Origin of the sequence: Paraniabella aurantiaca (genome assembly GCF_050309965.1) — a bacterium.
Taxonomy (GTDB): Bacteria; Bacteroidota; Bacteroidia; order Chitinophagales; family Chitinophagaceae; genus Niabella.
On record NZ_JBLOSY010000001.1, the window covers coordinates 627,441 to 641,715 of the forward strand.

Annotated in this window: 11 protein-coding genes and 1 tRNA gene; 2 read left to right on the top strand and 10 right to left on the bottom strand. The window is 41.6% G+C overall.

Annotated elements, in window-relative coordinates:
• Nucleotide 1: 1 nt before the first annotated feature.
• The 3 genes from ACLOAU_RS02795 to ACLOAU_RS02805 form a co-directional block, all read right to left on the bottom strand.
• A complete protein-coding gene (locus ACLOAU_RS02795; RefSeq protein ID WP_427860309.1) occupies nucleotides 2-1,063 on the bottom strand; it encodes a nucleotidyltransferase domain-containing protein in 1,062 nt (353 codons plus the stop codon).
• Nucleotides 1,035-1,802 (bottom strand): nucleotidyltransferase domain-containing protein, encoded by a 768-nt coding sequence (locus tag ACLOAU_RS02800; RefSeq protein ID WP_427860310.1) that lies wholly within the window; start codon nucleotides 1,800-1,802, stop codon nucleotides 1,035-1,037. Before ACLOAU_RS02800 ends, ACLOAU_RS02795 begins: the two co-directional genes overlap by 29 nt.
• Nucleotides 1,803-1,942: 140 nt before the next feature.
• Nucleotides 1,943-3,043, bottom strand: a complete 1,101-nt coding sequence (locus ACLOAU_RS02805) for a slipin family protein (RefSeq protein ID WP_427860311.1) — start codon at nucleotides 3,041-3,043, stop codon at nucleotides 1,943-1,945.
• A gap of 875 nt (nucleotides 3,044-3,918) precedes the next feature.
• On the opposite strand from ACLOAU_RS02805, the gene ACLOAU_RS02810 reads away from it, so the two are divergent.
• Complete coding sequence (locus tag ACLOAU_RS02810) at nucleotides 3,919-4,944, top strand: helix-turn-helix transcriptional regulator (RefSeq protein ID WP_427860312.1); 1,026 nt, start codon at nucleotides 3,919-3,921, stop codon at nucleotides 4,942-4,944.
• A 216-nt stretch (nucleotides 4,945-5,160) separates the two neighbouring features.
• On the opposite strand, the gene ACLOAU_RS02815 is transcribed toward ACLOAU_RS02810, so the two are convergent.
• From ACLOAU_RS02815 to ACLOAU_RS02840, 6 genes are all read right to left on the bottom strand, one after another.
• The gene (locus ACLOAU_RS02815; RefSeq protein ID WP_427860313.1) at nucleotides 5,161-6,231 is read right to left on the bottom strand and encodes an AAA family ATPase; all 1,071 of its coding nucleotides are present in this window, start codon (nucleotides 6,229-6,231) and stop codon (nucleotides 5,161-5,163) included.
• Nucleotides 6,228-6,707 carry a ribonuclease H-like YkuK family protein gene (locus tag ACLOAU_RS02820; protein ID WP_427860314.1) on the bottom strand — a complete coding sequence of 160 codons (480 nt, stop codon included), beginning with the start codon at nucleotides 6,705-6,707 and terminating at the stop codon, nucleotides 6,228-6,230. The genes ACLOAU_RS02815 and ACLOAU_RS02820 overlap by 4 nt, the downstream gene beginning before the upstream one ends.
• A gap of 10 nt (nucleotides 6,708-6,717) precedes the next feature.
• Nucleotides 6,718-7,464: a hypothetical protein gene (locus tag ACLOAU_RS02825; RefSeq protein WP_427860315.1), complete on the bottom strand. Its 747-nt coding sequence runs from the start codon at nucleotides 7,462-7,464 to the stop codon at nucleotides 6,718-6,720.
• 120 nt (nucleotides 7,465-7,584) lie between these two features.
• Nucleotides 7,585-7,669, bottom strand: a tRNA-Ser gene (locus ACLOAU_RS02830).
• A gap of 846 nt (nucleotides 7,670-8,515) precedes the next feature.
• Nucleotides 8,516-9,259, bottom strand: coding sequence for a LytR/AlgR family response regulator transcription factor (locus ACLOAU_RS02835; protein WP_427860316.1), 744 nt, complete (start codon nucleotides 9,257-9,259; stop codon nucleotides 8,516-8,518).
• Entirely contained in the window at nucleotides 9,256-10,992 is a 1,737-nt protein-coding gene (locus ACLOAU_RS02840; protein ID WP_427860317.1) for a sensor histidine kinase, read from the bottom strand. Before ACLOAU_RS02840 ends, ACLOAU_RS02835 begins: the two co-directional genes overlap by 4 nt.
• 280 nt (nucleotides 10,993-11,272) lie before the next feature.
• On the opposite strand from ACLOAU_RS02840, the gene ACLOAU_RS02845 reads away from it, so the two are divergent.
• The gene (locus ACLOAU_RS02845) at nucleotides 11,273-13,660 is read left to right on the top strand and encodes a hypothetical protein (protein WP_427860318.1); all 2,388 of its coding nucleotides are present in this window, start codon (nucleotides 11,273-11,275) and stop codon (nucleotides 13,658-13,660) included.
• Nucleotides 13,661-13,747: 87 nt separating this feature from the next.
• On the opposite strand, the gene ACLOAU_RS02850 is transcribed toward ACLOAU_RS02845, so the two are convergent.
• On the bottom strand, nucleotides 13,748-14,215 hold the full coding sequence (locus ACLOAU_RS02850; RefSeq protein ID WP_427860319.1) for a hypothetical protein: 468 nt from the start codon (nucleotides 14,213-14,215) through the stop codon (nucleotides 13,748-13,750).
• Between the last annotated feature and the right edge of the window lie 60 nt (nucleotides 14,216-14,275).

Here is a 14,275-nt window from a genome sequence, read left to right on the forward strand (position 1 = left end):
TTTACTGATAATAAGCCATCCTCATATTGATCAATAATTCATTAACGAGGGAAAGGTCGGGACTGTCGGGTAATCCCGATTGTTTAAATAATTCAGGAAGCTTTGCCTGGATTGTTCCTGCCCGTTCCAGCAAATCTTCATATTCAAAATCTCCCCGCTTTATAGCCAATAAAAAGTCGCGATCTGTTTTGCGAACATTGATGCACTGCTCCAAAGCTATTTCCTGGGCCATCATGAGTAGCCTGAATACATGCATCATGTTTTTGGCATCATAATTTTTACCATGTTGTTGATTTTGGGTATACCGGGTGTCATTCCTTTTGGCCACCCAATCCCAATACTCTTTGTACTTTTTACAATAAACAGAATATCCGTCTTTGTTGAAATATAGTAGGCCCACAGGGATTGCCTGCGCGTTAATGCTGCTTAATGCCACATCATTGGCGCTTTCTTTTTTAAGGATGCCGCTATAATGACCATCCATGCTATAAAACATCTCGTAACAATCCCGCAAATGGGATACACTGCGCAAACCAATATTTTCCTGCTGCCAATTCCTTTGCAACAGGAAAGTATTTAGCGACATGCTTGGATGACCGGTATATACATTGCAAAAATCCAATAATGATTTTCTTTCAGGTTCCACCGGGTTGGCCATTTTCTTTTCCAGTCCCCATGCCTTTTTTATTTGAGCATAAGCATAGTTGGCAAAGGTTTGTTCGCAAAGCCGGGAAAGAAAAACAGCAGGCTGTATCTTCTCCATCAGCGGATGCCGGTATAGGATGCACTCATCGGGCAACGCTAACAGCTCCAGTATATTCGGATTGTTTTTGGCTAATAGCTCTATAAATCTTTTTAATTCAAAATATACGATATCATTGGTTGCATTGGAAACCTGCTGAACATAATCCAATGAATAAAAAAGCTCTTTAGGTAAAACAAATACGCCTTTTATGTCGGTGTCAGACGAGGGCGTATCTAATCCATAGGCACGGCTTCCAGCAATACCTTCAAAAATAAGCCAGCCATTTTTCTTAACTGTTTCTATGGTTATGGTTTGCATATACTGTTTTTAAAAAGTAATCATTTAAGGCATTCATACCTGGTTTATTGACCTTTAGAGACGGCTTCGCCCGATCCAGCACACTAAAGGAGTGGATGATCCATTCCTTTATATCAAAGTCCCAGGGATGCCTGTAGCTTTCGGGTTGGGCGCTTTTTAGGGTTATAAGTTCCCTTATACTTGTATTCACCTCTTCACGGCTGTATTTCATTAATCCTTCTATATCCATTGGTAGTACGCTGTCATCATGTATGATCCAGTTGCAGGATAATAACGAGCGGAACAGGTAAAATAAAGACTTTAACCTATAATCGGGTTGCTCTTTTATTTCCTCCCAAAATTTTATAGCTAAAGAATAGTGATGAAAAAAGACGGCTACCGGGTTGTAATACCCGGCTATCAGTTTTTTAAAATCAGCTTTAAAACCGGGTTCTTCCCAGTATATTATGGGCGATTGAAAACGTTCTATCAGCGGTACGTTTGATCTGTTCAATAGTAACAGGCACTTTCTCAGATCCCACCCGGTTGCATCCAGTTCGTCTTCCATTAACTCGATACTATCTTTATGCTTGCTCAAAGACAGATACCATTGGGTATCGTGCCGGTAGATGAATCGTACATCATAGTCGCTATCCGGAGATGGAAATCCCCATGCCCGGCTGCCTGTTTCGCAGGCATATAACAAATGTATGTTCTTATCGGCCGCTATCTCTTTTAATTTGTTTTGTATCTCTCTCATAAAATAAAATTATAACTCAACTGTGCAATAGTTTTGCACAGAATGTATTACTATAAAAAAATGTGATCCATCCGGCATGTTCATGGTGGAAATATTCTTTTTTTCAAAAAAACATCCGACACTTTCGTATCGGATGTACTCTATTGCTGCGGCATAAAGATCTGCTTGAGTTGTTCTACCAAAGCCCCGTTGCCATTGACGCTGATAGTGCTGATTTTATCAGCGATTTTTTCAACGTATTCCAGTTCTTTCAGCTTCCACAATACTGCGTTTTCTTCCATTAATTTTGCCGTGTTTAACAGGCTTCGGGTACTGGCCGTTTCTTCCCGCCTGGTAATGGTGTTTGCCTGTGCCTTCTTTTCAGCTATCAATACCTGGTTCATGATCTCCTTTACATCTCCTGGCAGTATAATATCCCTGATGCCAAAGCTCAGGACTTCAATGCCTAATACCATAGCCTGTTCCTGAACTGACTGCATTACGAAAGCTCCGATGGCGTCTTTCTTTTCCAGTAGCTCATCAAAGTTATAGCCAGAAATGTACTCCCGCAGTACCAGTTGAAGCGCAACATATAATTGCTTGTCGTAGTCTTTGTTTTGCAGAATGGCTTTTTCAATATCGGTAACCCTGAACTGTGCCCAGGCATTGATACGTAAAGTTGCTTTATCTTTGGTTAGAATTTCCTGCCCGTTGATCTCAAGCTGTTGCTGCCGGGTATCGACCCTCGCAGTAAATACCGGTACCGCGTTTTTCCACCAATAGTATACACCACTGTCAAGCAGATTATTGTATTTTCCATCTACAAATAACACCGCCTTTTCAAAACTTTCAATGGTTGCTGTTCTTACGAAAGGCTGCACCAATGCATGTTGCAAAAGGCTTCTTTCTATACTAGCTGGAATATCTAACACTGAGGTATCCAATTTTATAAAGTTGTAGTTAACGGCCAGCGTTTTCCAGAATGCATATTCTCCGGCTTTTAACACTGCTTTCAGGATGCCGTTTTCAAACTGCAATACCAGTTCCTGGTCGTTTACGGTAAACACTTCCAGCATGGCGGCCAATTCCTGGTCCTGCAATAACAGGTTCAAGGCTATAGGTGGTGTGAACGCTCCCTGCCGGTTATAAATGGTAACCGTTTCGCTCCATATCCAATAATTGCCTTCGGTCAGCAGTCGGTCGTATACGCCATTCTTAAATACAAGCCCGACTTGATAAGCATTGATTTTTACCCTTTTCATATATATTGTTTTTGGTTTTGAAAGTTATCAATACAGTAAGCATTCCGGAGCGGCAACCATTACGCGGCGGAGAAAAGCGAACTGGAATTTCCAATAATTGGGTTCTTCAAAATATACAACAGCAATAGTTGTTGTGGTATTCTAATGAAGAAGCTAATGCCTTTCTTTCCGGGTCATCTTGTCTACAGGCCCGTTCCGGTGGAGACTATAATTCTTTGGTTAAGAAATAGTCCCCGGCCGCCCGGCGCTTTACTGAACGCGTTGGTAAAGCAGTGCGTGCTGCTGTTTTCCAGATTTTAAGTCTGGTGTTCTACCGTTGAACTACCCGAATTGATCGGAGCGGGATTCGAACCCGCATAAAACTCTGTTGCTCTACCTGATTGAGCTACTTCGTATGAAACGAAAGGGGGAGTCGAACCCCCGACCCACAGATCCTGGCGCTATGCTTCGTGTATCCATAACAGCATACAAAACGTTACTACGCCTGCACTGCGCTGCCTTTAAAACAGCCACCCGGTTTATGTGTACCGTAGCGATAGCTAGTTTTGCCTTGCGGCAATATCTTTGATCACAGAACTTTTGTCACTCTTATGGGATTCGAACCCATACTTCGCTTCCTGCTGTACCTCCTTTATGCTAATAACAAACCGGTATCAATTTTATTGAAATGCATCCGACTGGTTTGTGAGATACAAACCTCAGCATAGCCCTGACCAGTGTCTCCACTGGCTGGAAGGGGGGGTAAACTATATGTAATAATAATTTTGATACCTGTTTATTATAAAAAGCGTTGCTTTGTGAACAAAGATTTGTCTTCTGCTATGCAATCATTTTGCACAGTAAAAATTATTCTTTATTTTTCTTAAAAAAAGTTCATGCCTGTTAATCGAAATGCATTGATCCGTTATAGAACGATTGATAAATGCCTCCAGAACCGTCGTCGTAAATGGACCATTGAAAACCTTATGGACGCTTGCTCCGACGCTTTATACGACTATGAAGGCATTGATAAGCCGATTAGTTTGCGTACCATTCGAATGGACTTAAACGCCATGCGAAGTGATAAGCTGGGTTACAATGCACCTATCATTGTCGTCGATAAAAAGTATTACACTTACGATGATCCTGATTATGCGATCACCGATATTCCCCTTACCGCACAGGATTTGGGTGTATTACAGGAAATATCCCAGTTGCTCCGCCAGTTCAAAGGTTTCAGCCATTTTAGTGAAATGAATGAAATGCTGTATAAGCTGGAGGATAAGATCTACAGCGAGCACCACGATCAACATGCTGTTATCGATTTTGAGAAAAATGAACAGCTTACCGGCATTGACTGGTTAGATCCCCTGCATAAAGCGATTATCAATAAACAAACATTGAAGCTTACTTATCAGTCCTTCAAAGCCCGGCAGGCAGCGGATATAGTACTGTATCCTTATTTATTAAAAGAATACCGTAACCGCTGGTTCCTGCTGGCTATGAACCGGAAGGGTAAAGAGATCGCTATTTTTGCACTAGACAGGATACAAGCCATCACTTTACTGCCTGATGAGCCCTATCGCATACACCGCAGCTTTCATCCACAGGAGTACTTTAAAGATATCATTGGTGTAACCCGTAACATAGGCGACAACCCTATCGATATTACTTTTTTAGCAAACGCTGTTCAGGCGCCCTATATCAAAACCAAACCGATTCATTCGTCTCAAACTATTGTGGAGGAAACCAAAGATGGCGTCGTCTTTTCCATCACCGTGATCCCCAATTTTGAATTGGAGCGGGAACTGATCGGCTTTGGTGAAGGTCTTACTGTTCTGACTCCCCGTTTTTTTGTTCAGCGAATCAAGAAGAAGGTAAGATCGCTGTATGATAACTATTTTGCAGAAACCAACGAATGATCAGTAGCCCGAATTAAAATGCCACAAATACACAAATACGCTTTAAAAATATTAGCAATCAAAACAAAAGATCATTATTCAGACTATCCAAATTATTAAATAAGTAATTGCTACAAAGGTTTGAAAACTCTTTAAACCTGTGGTTCAGAAGGTAACTTCAAAACCACATTTGTGCATTCGTGGCCCTTAATCAGCAATGCCTCATCATATCTTTAATTACGCTTTTGAGCCACTCATTCTAAATCCAATTACCTTTTTATCTTCAATTGGTTCGGCTGCCGTATGCTGGTTGGCGATCTCTGCGATGGTCATCGGCTCATTGATCAGTGTGTCGAACCCTAAATGCTTGCTTAACACATGTGCTTTATTGATGCCCAGCTTTCCAAACTCATACTGGGCGATCAACCTTCCTTTTCTTAATAACGCGCTGTCTATAGCCGATAAAGAGCTGTTAAACGTGCAAATGATCTGTACGTTGAGAAAGTCAGCCAGAAGACCATCTGATACATTCAGGAGGTTGGATACCGCACTGTTACTGCTATATTTCCTGCTCGTAATGATCTGCTCTGCATCTTCTATAATAAGTACCGTTTCCGGGTTATCGACCAATAGTTCAATAAAATCCGGATTAGTAATATTGCCGGCAACAGATGGAGAAAGAAACAACACCCGCTTTTTTATTTTCCCAACCAGGTGTCGCAGGTAGGTGGTTTTACCGGTGCCAGGTAAACCGTGTAATAGCACAATACCTTTGTCTTTTTTATTCCTCAGGCGCTTCACTATAGTCGCATCTACTGCTTTAAATTCATCTTCGTAAAACAGGTTCAAATCTAACCGGGTCTTCTTTATTTCCATTTCTCTTAAGAACATACGGCTTCCCTGCTGAATAACAAGGTTGATCTCCAGGGGCTGTCTTTTGTTACGCTCCTGGAAATTTTTCAATAAAGTAGTAAGTTTCATGATCAACTCATCCTGGTTGCCATCATGCAATATCTCGCAATAGCTATCATCGAGTTCTACGATACAGGCATTATTTAACAGGAAGACAGCTTTACTGTATTGATAGTTTCCTTTAGCTCTTTTAAACCAATGTTGCTGGTATATCTGAGTCGTATATGCCATGAGCAATTCTTTTACTTTAGAGAAAGCCTTGGCTCCGTCTACCTGATGCATGTAGTGTGTGCTGGGTATATGGCTGAACTCGTGCATATACAGTACGCGTGTGTCTATCTGGCTTCCGTCAAAGATGCCATTCAGGTTCATTATTTTTTGTTCTGTTGGTCTCATTGTACAATTTTATTGGCGCAACTGGTGCTGGCAAACGCATTTGGTTTTGCACGGAATGTAAAACCCTGTCCTGCTATGTAGCCCATTGCTTCTTTTAATGCATCATTACTTTTAAAGGCCGGATCAGTATTGATGTCGGCATGTACTTCTAACGCTGTATTGTATGCCGTGAAAACGTCACACAAGTCAAAAGCAGTCTCCATACTCTTCATGACTTCAGATAACATCCGTTCCTTAACGCTCATTTTGTAACTGGTCTTTTCGGAGCGAACGAACATAAATCCTCCGTTCCCTTTTCTGATAAATACAATTACAGTGGCAAAGTCGGTTTCACCGCCTTTAACCTGGCTGTCTGTACCTATACATACTTTTATTTCATGACCGGCAGCCGTTTCCAGCGCCAGCCGGTGCTTTACAGCCTCTTTAATAGAAAGCTGCAATCTTGTTCCGTTTAATGTACGCCATTGCTGTTTCATGTTTTTAGTATTAAATCATTCCTGTTTCGATCATATTTAACCATTCATGAGTAGAATGCTTCCGTATGAACCGGATATATTGAGCTTTGGGTTCCCGTTTCCATTCTTTGTACTTAAACCTGCCTTTTTCCAGCCTGACCAGGTAGGGGTATAGATGTCTTGTTGTCATGTATCGATCGATCGAATCTATTTCAGCCTCCAATGCAGTGTCCAGCTTTCTTCGTTTATCGATCATATTAGGCTGAATGGTGAGTTGAAACCTCCGGGGTTCGGTAAATACATATAGCAGGTATTCTTTGCCATATTTATCTGTTATCCAATCTGCCCGGAAAAACTGCAGCTCATCCGGTGATAAATGCAGCTTTCGCAATTCCCAATCCCGATATGTTTGCAAATGCTGGGGTTTGGGTACGAATATCTTTTTACCGTATTTTCTCCGCTTCACCGTAAATTCTTTTTTCCAACTATATTGTATCGTATTTACTTTGTCTAAGATGTTCTGAAAGAAGTCGCTTTTTTTTCCTGTTCGAACATCGGCTCTTAATATGAAGTATCTTTTCCATCCCTGCTGGTAAGGAGGGTGAACCGGTTCCCAACCCAGGTTTCTTTTTTGTTCGTAAAGAGCGTTATGCTCCCTGCTTTTTTTCAGCAGACGTTTATCAAAATCTGTTTTACGCTTTCTTTTTTTCGTTCGTTCGCTCTGAATTCTGTAGGAAAGAATTGCATCACCCCGTTGTTTATTAAGTTTTGTGTCCATAATGCGTTTATAAGAATGTAGTGCAACATTGCGCTTTGATGGGCGCTGTCTTGTTTTGTCATTATGAACAGATATTCTTTTTTCATTGTCTTAATTTTTTCCGGATTCCTTCCGGTTAGGCGGAGGGTATAAGAATCGAACTTACCTGGGTGTTACCCCAACCTCGGCTTAGCAAGCCGGTGCAATACCGCTCTGCCAACCCTCCGTTTATTATTATTAAATAGTGTAATCAGCTGTTGGCAGAAGATCGCATGGCCGCCGTGTCCTGCGGCTCATGCTGATCGTTCTCTGCTTTTGTCACCTGGTGTTTTCATGCAGGTCGTCAACGGAGCTGTATTTCGGCCGGATGCCTTGTGTCTTCATGCACTGCACGGGACGCCGGCCTCGTTTCATCTGGATTTTCTTTTCTAAAGATTATTTTTAAGAGATGATAGATTCCCATAATAATTATTAAGTACATCATAGCGGTTGTTTTAAAACAAAACCCGATCTAAAACAGACCGGGTTTACTCAATGATAGATATTTAAAACTATCACTTTGAAGGAGGAGTCCGGTTCTGTGGTATGTTGTTGGATTTTATGAAGGCAAAGCGTAGCCATTCAGCAGTAAAGTATACTGTTGTGCCTGCTTCATAAATGCCATGACTGTTGTGTCGGGTATTATTGTTTTTGGGTTTACATAAAATCATTTTTCAGTTACTGTTTTTGATCTGTCGGGGCATAAAAAAGCCCCGCCTGTTGGGGCGGGGCTGTATGTCCTCAATGCTTTTTCGCTAATAAAACGCATGATACATCAATACCCCAGCCCCGCTGTAGCCTAACGGGCTAAAGCATTTCGCTGAATTGATATGTATTGTGCGTAGCATTGTTATTGTTTTTATTTGCTGTGCAAAGGTGAAATAATTTTTTGAAATCAACTAATCTTGATCAACTTTTCTTCAAAGTTTTTTCTTAATACTGCAAAGAAGAAAAGGTAACCCTGGGTATAGATTTTTTTTAAGCAATAAAACAATTAGTAATGTAATTCGATCGGGCAGCAGATAATGGTCCGCTAACTTGCAAGAGATTTTTTTACAAACTCCCTCTTCGATTTAGATACAGGAATTTTGGTGTTGTTTTGTAATAGTAAACTTGCACCATCTTCTTTCAGGAGGCTTTTAATGTATTTAGGATTGACAAGATGTGTCTGGTGACAACGAATGAAGCCCCGCGGTGAAAGCAATTCATCATATTCTTTAAGTGGCCGTGAAACCAATATTTTTTCGTTATTGCTCAGGTAGAAAAGAGCATAAGAATTTTGCGCCTCACAATGCATAATATCTCCCAGTTCTACATAGCGCGTTTCTGTAAATAACGGAAGAGCGATCCGCTGAAAGCCCTGATCGGCATTTTTCAATTGATGGATCAGGAACTCAACCTGGGTTATACGCTGTTTTTCCAATGCTCTTTTGCGCACTTTTTGCACAGCCGTCAGTAACTCTGACTGATCAATGGGTTTTAGTAAATAATCCAGCGCTGCATACTTTATAGCTTCTATGCCATATTGGTGATAGGCGGTTACAAAAATAACCTCGAATGATCTGTTGGCTACTTTATTTAGAAAGTCAAATGAAGTTTCGTTTCTTAGTTGTATATCCAGAAAAACCAGGTCTGGCTGATGTTGCTGTGCGAGGAAGATTGCTTCGCTGACGTTGCCGGCCGAACCTGCAATTTGAATTTCGGGGAAGTTGTTAATGAGTAACCTGGATAAGGTTTCAATATTATGATATTCATCATCGACAATAATTGCTTTCATGCCAGCCAGTCTTTTAAAGTGATTTGAACAAGAGTTCCTTTTTTATTGGTAGTAACGGATAAATGGATGGGGGTTGTTTTGTAGATATCATTCAACAGGCTGATCCTGTTTTGCGATAGCGTTGATCCTTTACCCGTTGAGATACCGGGTGTATAGCCCTTCCCATTGTCGCAGATGCTGATCAGTATATTAGACCCGCTTTTTTCAAATTGAATAGTGATGTGTCCATCAGCTACAGCCGAAACGCCATGTTTGACAGCATTCTCTACAAAGGGCTGGACGAGCATAGCAGGAATTTCTGTGTTAATGGGGTCAATGTTTTCACCGGTTTGAAAATTGTAATGGAAGCCAAATCGCATCTGTTCCATCTGCAGGTAGTCATCAAGGAGCTGTAGTTCATCTTCTAAAGATATAAGTTCCCGCTCTGAATCATTTAATATTTTTCTAGATAATCTGGAGAATTTAGCCAGGTATTTATCTGCTGCCTGCATATTATTTTTCTGTAAAAGATTTTGTATCCCCGATAATGCATTATAAATAAAATGAGGATTCAGTTGGGCCCGCACAAAATCCAATTTGAGACGACTTTCCTTTGCTGATTGTTCCTGATATAGAAGCTGCGTTTTTTGTCTTCGTTTCCTGTAAAGAATAACAATAATAATGGGAATGGCCAGTAGTCCAACAGCGCTTAATACTATCATCAACCAGTCGCGCCAGGTCCGGGTGCGCAGCACAGTATAGTTAAGTGTAACACTTTGGTCAGGGAAAGCGTGTGCGAATCTGGTTGACGAGCCTGGTTGCAAAAATCCGGGTATAACAGCCACTCTGTATGCTCCTGGTCTGCTAATATATTCCTGAGGAATAGCTATCGTATAGATTGATGATCCTACTTGCAGCGGTAGATCTTTTAATAATGAATCCGGACGGGAATTGCTGGTATTGATCTGTTCCCACTGCCGGTTTAATGCAATAGAATCGTCGACCCCCTGGTAGTTGCGAATAATAAAGGCGTGATACAGCGCCGGCTCATTGTCAGTGGCCAGGAGTAGCTGTCCGGAGCGGATCTCCTGCTGTTCATTCAAGTCTACAGTTTTTAATGCTTTTGATACAAGTGGTTTAACATCTGTGTATGCAGAGCTGTCCTGCTGATGCATCTTTTTTTTTGAGGGCCTATAAAAGTGGTAGAAGGCAGCAACAGATGGGCGGGTTATAAGTTTCGTACTCACTATCTGGGTTAGCAGGCTTTCGGGATCGTTAATATGATAGGCCTGCAGGTACAATACCTTGTTGTTACAGTCAATGGGGGGCAGGAATATATTGGTTTGATAGGATCCGTCCCGTTCGTTTTGCCTGACCACTCTTCCCTTTGCGGGTTGCCAGCTGGCAGTTTCACTGCTATCTTTCTCAAAAACGCGAAACCGTATGTCTTCGATATTTATCTGCTGTTTAAGATAGAGTGAAATATTAATGCTACGCGTATTGAGGAAATAAGCAATATTTACCTGTCTGGAAAGTCTATTGACAGGATAATAGTAAGTAGTGCTGTCGTCTGCTGTTGATACAGACAGTCGAAATGTCCAATCCCCGTTCGGCCTCTGTGCTGTTACGCCGCCATATAACAACGGCTCCTTATTTTTCATCACCGTAGGGTAATATACAATTGTCTGGGCCTGTGTTGCCAGACTGTACCAGATTATTGAAAGCAGGAGCGATAAGCATTGCGTTTTTTTCATAAAATGTTTTGGTGAAACTATCATCCAGGAGATCGGTACACAACCTATAACTTGCATTTGTTTTGTATGAGTCAGTATTTGATGTTATCGGGTTGCTAAGTGGTAATAGCGTACAGTTTTGTATCTTTTTTGGATATCTGTCATCCCGGAAATGAAATTTAAGGACTGGTGGCTTAAATACCTGCTATTGAATCATAAAATTCCTGTAAATATTTGCAAAGATTTTGTTGTAAGCCGATACAGTTTTAATTTTCCTGTTTTGGAACCGAATTGATAACAGATGAAATATAAAATTTTGATGACCAGGTATTGCCTGCTTTTTGTGGCTGCGTTATGGGGAAACTACCTTTCTGCACAAAATGTAGTGGCGCAACTGGAAAACTATGCAACCAGGTTCAGTCCAGAGCGGGCCTACCTGCATTATGATAAATCGTCTTATTCACCGGGTGAAACAATATGGTTTAAAGCTTATGTATTAAATGAAATCAGTCCGGCTAATGATAGTAAGAACTTTTATATAGATTGGATTGATGAAAAAGGAAAGATCCTGCAACATACTGTAGCACCCCTTGTAGACGGCCTTACGAACGGGCAATTTGATATTCCTGCGGAGTATACAGGGCGGTCTTTATCGGTAAAAGCTTATACCAGCTGGATGCTGAATTTCGATTCATCTTTTCTTTACAGGAAGACGATCAATATTCTCAATAAAGATTCTTTAAAAGCCATGCAGAAACCGGTGGTAAAGCCGGTGCTTGATTTTTTCCCGGAGAGTGGCGACCTCATATCGGGGTTTCCTAATAAAATAGCGTTTAAAGCCATTGATCAATGGGGCCGTCCCGTAAAAATTAAAGGGGTAGTTACCGGCAGCGACGGTAAAGTGGTCGACAGTCTTCGTGTACAGCATGATGGAATGGGGTTTGTACTATTGAATCCTCTTGCGGGTTCTTCTTTCACTGCTAAATGGAAGGATGAGCAAAACAAAGAATATGCAACACCGCTTCCGGATGTTAAAAGAAGCGGCGCTCATTTGCAGATAAAAGTAGCGCCGGGCAAAAGAGAATTCAGGGTAAACCTGTCGCCCGATATTGCAACTAACTCAGATAGTGTTTATCTGGTTGGTACCATGTTTCAGCATCCTGTATTTACCATAGCCAAAGCTACAAAGGGAGATATTGTAGGTATTGTACCCACTGCTAATCTGCCTTATGGCGTATTAACGATCACCGTGTTGGATAAAAGTTGGAAACCGCTCGCGGAACGCATTACCTATATTGATAACAATGCCCCCTATATTTTCAAACCCGAAATGGAAGTGGTGCGCTGGGGCCTGAGTTACAGAGCCCGGGATGAGGTTAAAATAACGGTACCTGAGAACGTTGCGTCTTCTTTATCTGTTTCAGTAACTGACCTCAGCATTGATGCCGATACCAGTGATAATATTTTGTCCACGTTAATGCTTACCAGCGAACTGAAGGGTAAAGTAAATAATGCGGCTTACTATTTCACTAATCCTTCAGAAGAAAAACAGCAGAAGCTCGATTTGGTAATGCTTACCAATGGATGGCGCCGAATAAACTGGCAGCAAATTGTTTCCGGTGTCATTCCCAAAGTTATTTTTCCCAGAGACACTTCCTATATGTCTTTGTCGGGTACAGTAACGGGCATAATGCCCGGCTCTATCGGTGATGGCTCGGCGGCTATGATGATCCTGACGCAAAAAGATCAGCAGAATCGAATGTTACTGGTGCCGGTTCAAAGAAACGGCACTTTCAATGACCCTTCGGTGATTTTGTTTGATACAGCCCAGGTTTATTACCAGTTCCAGGATAAAAATCTCAAAGGCGCTACCGCTTTGTTCTTGCCTAACAAACTAAGAACGCCACCGGTCGGCAAGTTCAATAACAGCTCATTATTTCCCGATACAACAGGATTATGGAGGCATTTATTGCTTTCTGCAGAATTGAGTGATAATATTCGCAAAAGCAAGTATAAAGAACTGGAAGTGGTAACGGTTCAGGCCAAGGCCAAACCTTTGATCGACCAGATGGATGAAAAGTACTCGTCTGGTTTATTCAGTGGTGGTGATGCAATCCGTTTTGACCTGATTAATGACAAGTTCGCAATGGTGGGAGATATCTTCACTTACCTGCAGGGAAAAGTGGCCGGACTGCAGATAACAGGGCAGGGTGCGGGCGCCTCCCTCAGCTGGCGTGGTGGCAGCCCGCAAATTTATGTGGATGAAGTACCTGCTGACATCAGTATGGTGTCGTCCATTAATATTACAGACGTGGCATTTATAAAGGCTTTTCGCCCGCCTTTTATGGGTGGATTTAATGGCGGTAATGGTGCAATTGCCATTTACACAAGAAGAGGGAATGATGTAAAACGGGAGCCGGGAGCCGGCATACCCAGTGCCAGGGTAGAGGGTTATACCAATATCCGCGAATTTTATTCTCCTAAATATTTAACAACAGAACCGGCACCGGGAGCTGATCGCGATGTAAGAACTACATTGTATTGGAATCCTAATGTAACCATCGATCCGCGTACCAAACAGGCGGTGATCTCGTTCTATAATAACGATGTAACAGATGCTTTTAGAGTAGTAATACAGGGCATGACTGCCGATGGTAAGATTGCCCACCTTGAAGAACGGATGGAATAAGTGTATTCGAATGGAATTCGAGCATAAACAGGAAGTCCCGGCAATGTAAATGGCCGGGACTTATTGTATCCTTCTGGAATGATGGAGCTACGGTAATAATTCAACACCGTCCAAAACAATAGATTCAGCATTGATGCCCAGGCTAATAGAGCCTGCATAGTCGTAATTATACGGTGAGTATGACTCCGAAATACTGGATATCATTGCTTTTTTTAGCAGGGTTTCTTTTTTAGCTTCTTTCCCATAATTATCGGTCATAGTAATCAGGATATCATAGCTGGCCTTTTTGTTTTTGATGGCCAGTAACAGATCCTTTTCAAGCTTTACGGGTGTGGCAGAGTAATAAATGTACTTTTTAGGAGCATAGGCACTGTCTTCTTCGTAAACCTCCCGGTTAATACTGTAACTCGTGGAGGCTAGTGTTGTTTTAACGGTTTTCCCGTTGAATGTGAAGCTCATCTCAATAGAATAACGTTTTTCATTCTGAGCCCATAATGTTTGGCTCCAAAGGGTTACTACAATCAGGAGGGCGGATAAGGTGAACTGTTTTTTCATTTGTCGATGTTTAATTGAACAACGAAAATATATTATTCCTGTTTAGCATTTCCAATCTTA

Coding starts and splice junctions, on each gene's coding strand:
- ACLOAU_RS02840 (WP_427860317.1), bottom strand. CDS start 10,992: ATGAAAAAAACGCAATGCTTATCGCTCCTGCTTTCAATAATCTGGTAC.
- ACLOAU_RS02825 (WP_427860315.1), bottom strand. CDS start 7,464: ATGGACACAAAACTTAATAAACAACGGGGTGATGCAATTCTTTCCTAC.
- ACLOAU_RS02845 (WP_427860318.1), top strand. CDS start 11,273: ATGAAATATAAAATTTTGATGACCAGGTATTGCCTGCTTTTTGTGGCT.
- ACLOAU_RS02810 (WP_427860312.1), top strand. CDS start 3,919: ATGCCTGTTAATCGAAATGCATTGATCCGTTATAGAACGATTGATAAA.
- ACLOAU_RS02795 (WP_427860309.1), bottom strand. CDS start 1,063: ATGCAAACCATAACCATAGAAACAGTTAAGAAAAATGGCTGGCTTATT.
- ACLOAU_RS02850 (WP_427860319.1), bottom strand. CDS start 14,215: ATGAAAAAACAGTTCACCTTATCCGCCCTCCTGATTGTAGTAACCCTT.
- ACLOAU_RS02835 (WP_427860316.1), bottom strand. CDS start 9,259: ATGAAAGCAATTATTGTCGATGATGAATATCATAATATTGAAACCTTA.
- ACLOAU_RS02820 (WP_427860314.1), bottom strand. CDS start 6,707: ATGAAACAGCAATGGCGTACATTAAACGGAACAAGATTGCAGCTTTCT.
- ACLOAU_RS02800 (WP_427860310.1), bottom strand. CDS start 1,802: ATGAGAGAGATACAAAACAAATTAAAAGAGATAGCGGCCGATAAGAAC.
- ACLOAU_RS02815 (WP_427860313.1), bottom strand. CDS start 6,231: ATGAGACCAACAGAACAAAAAATAATGAACCTGAATGGCATCTTTGAC.
- ACLOAU_RS02805 (WP_427860311.1), bottom strand. CDS start 3,043: ATGAAAAGGGTAAAAATCAATGCTTATCAAGTCGGGCTTGTATTTAAG.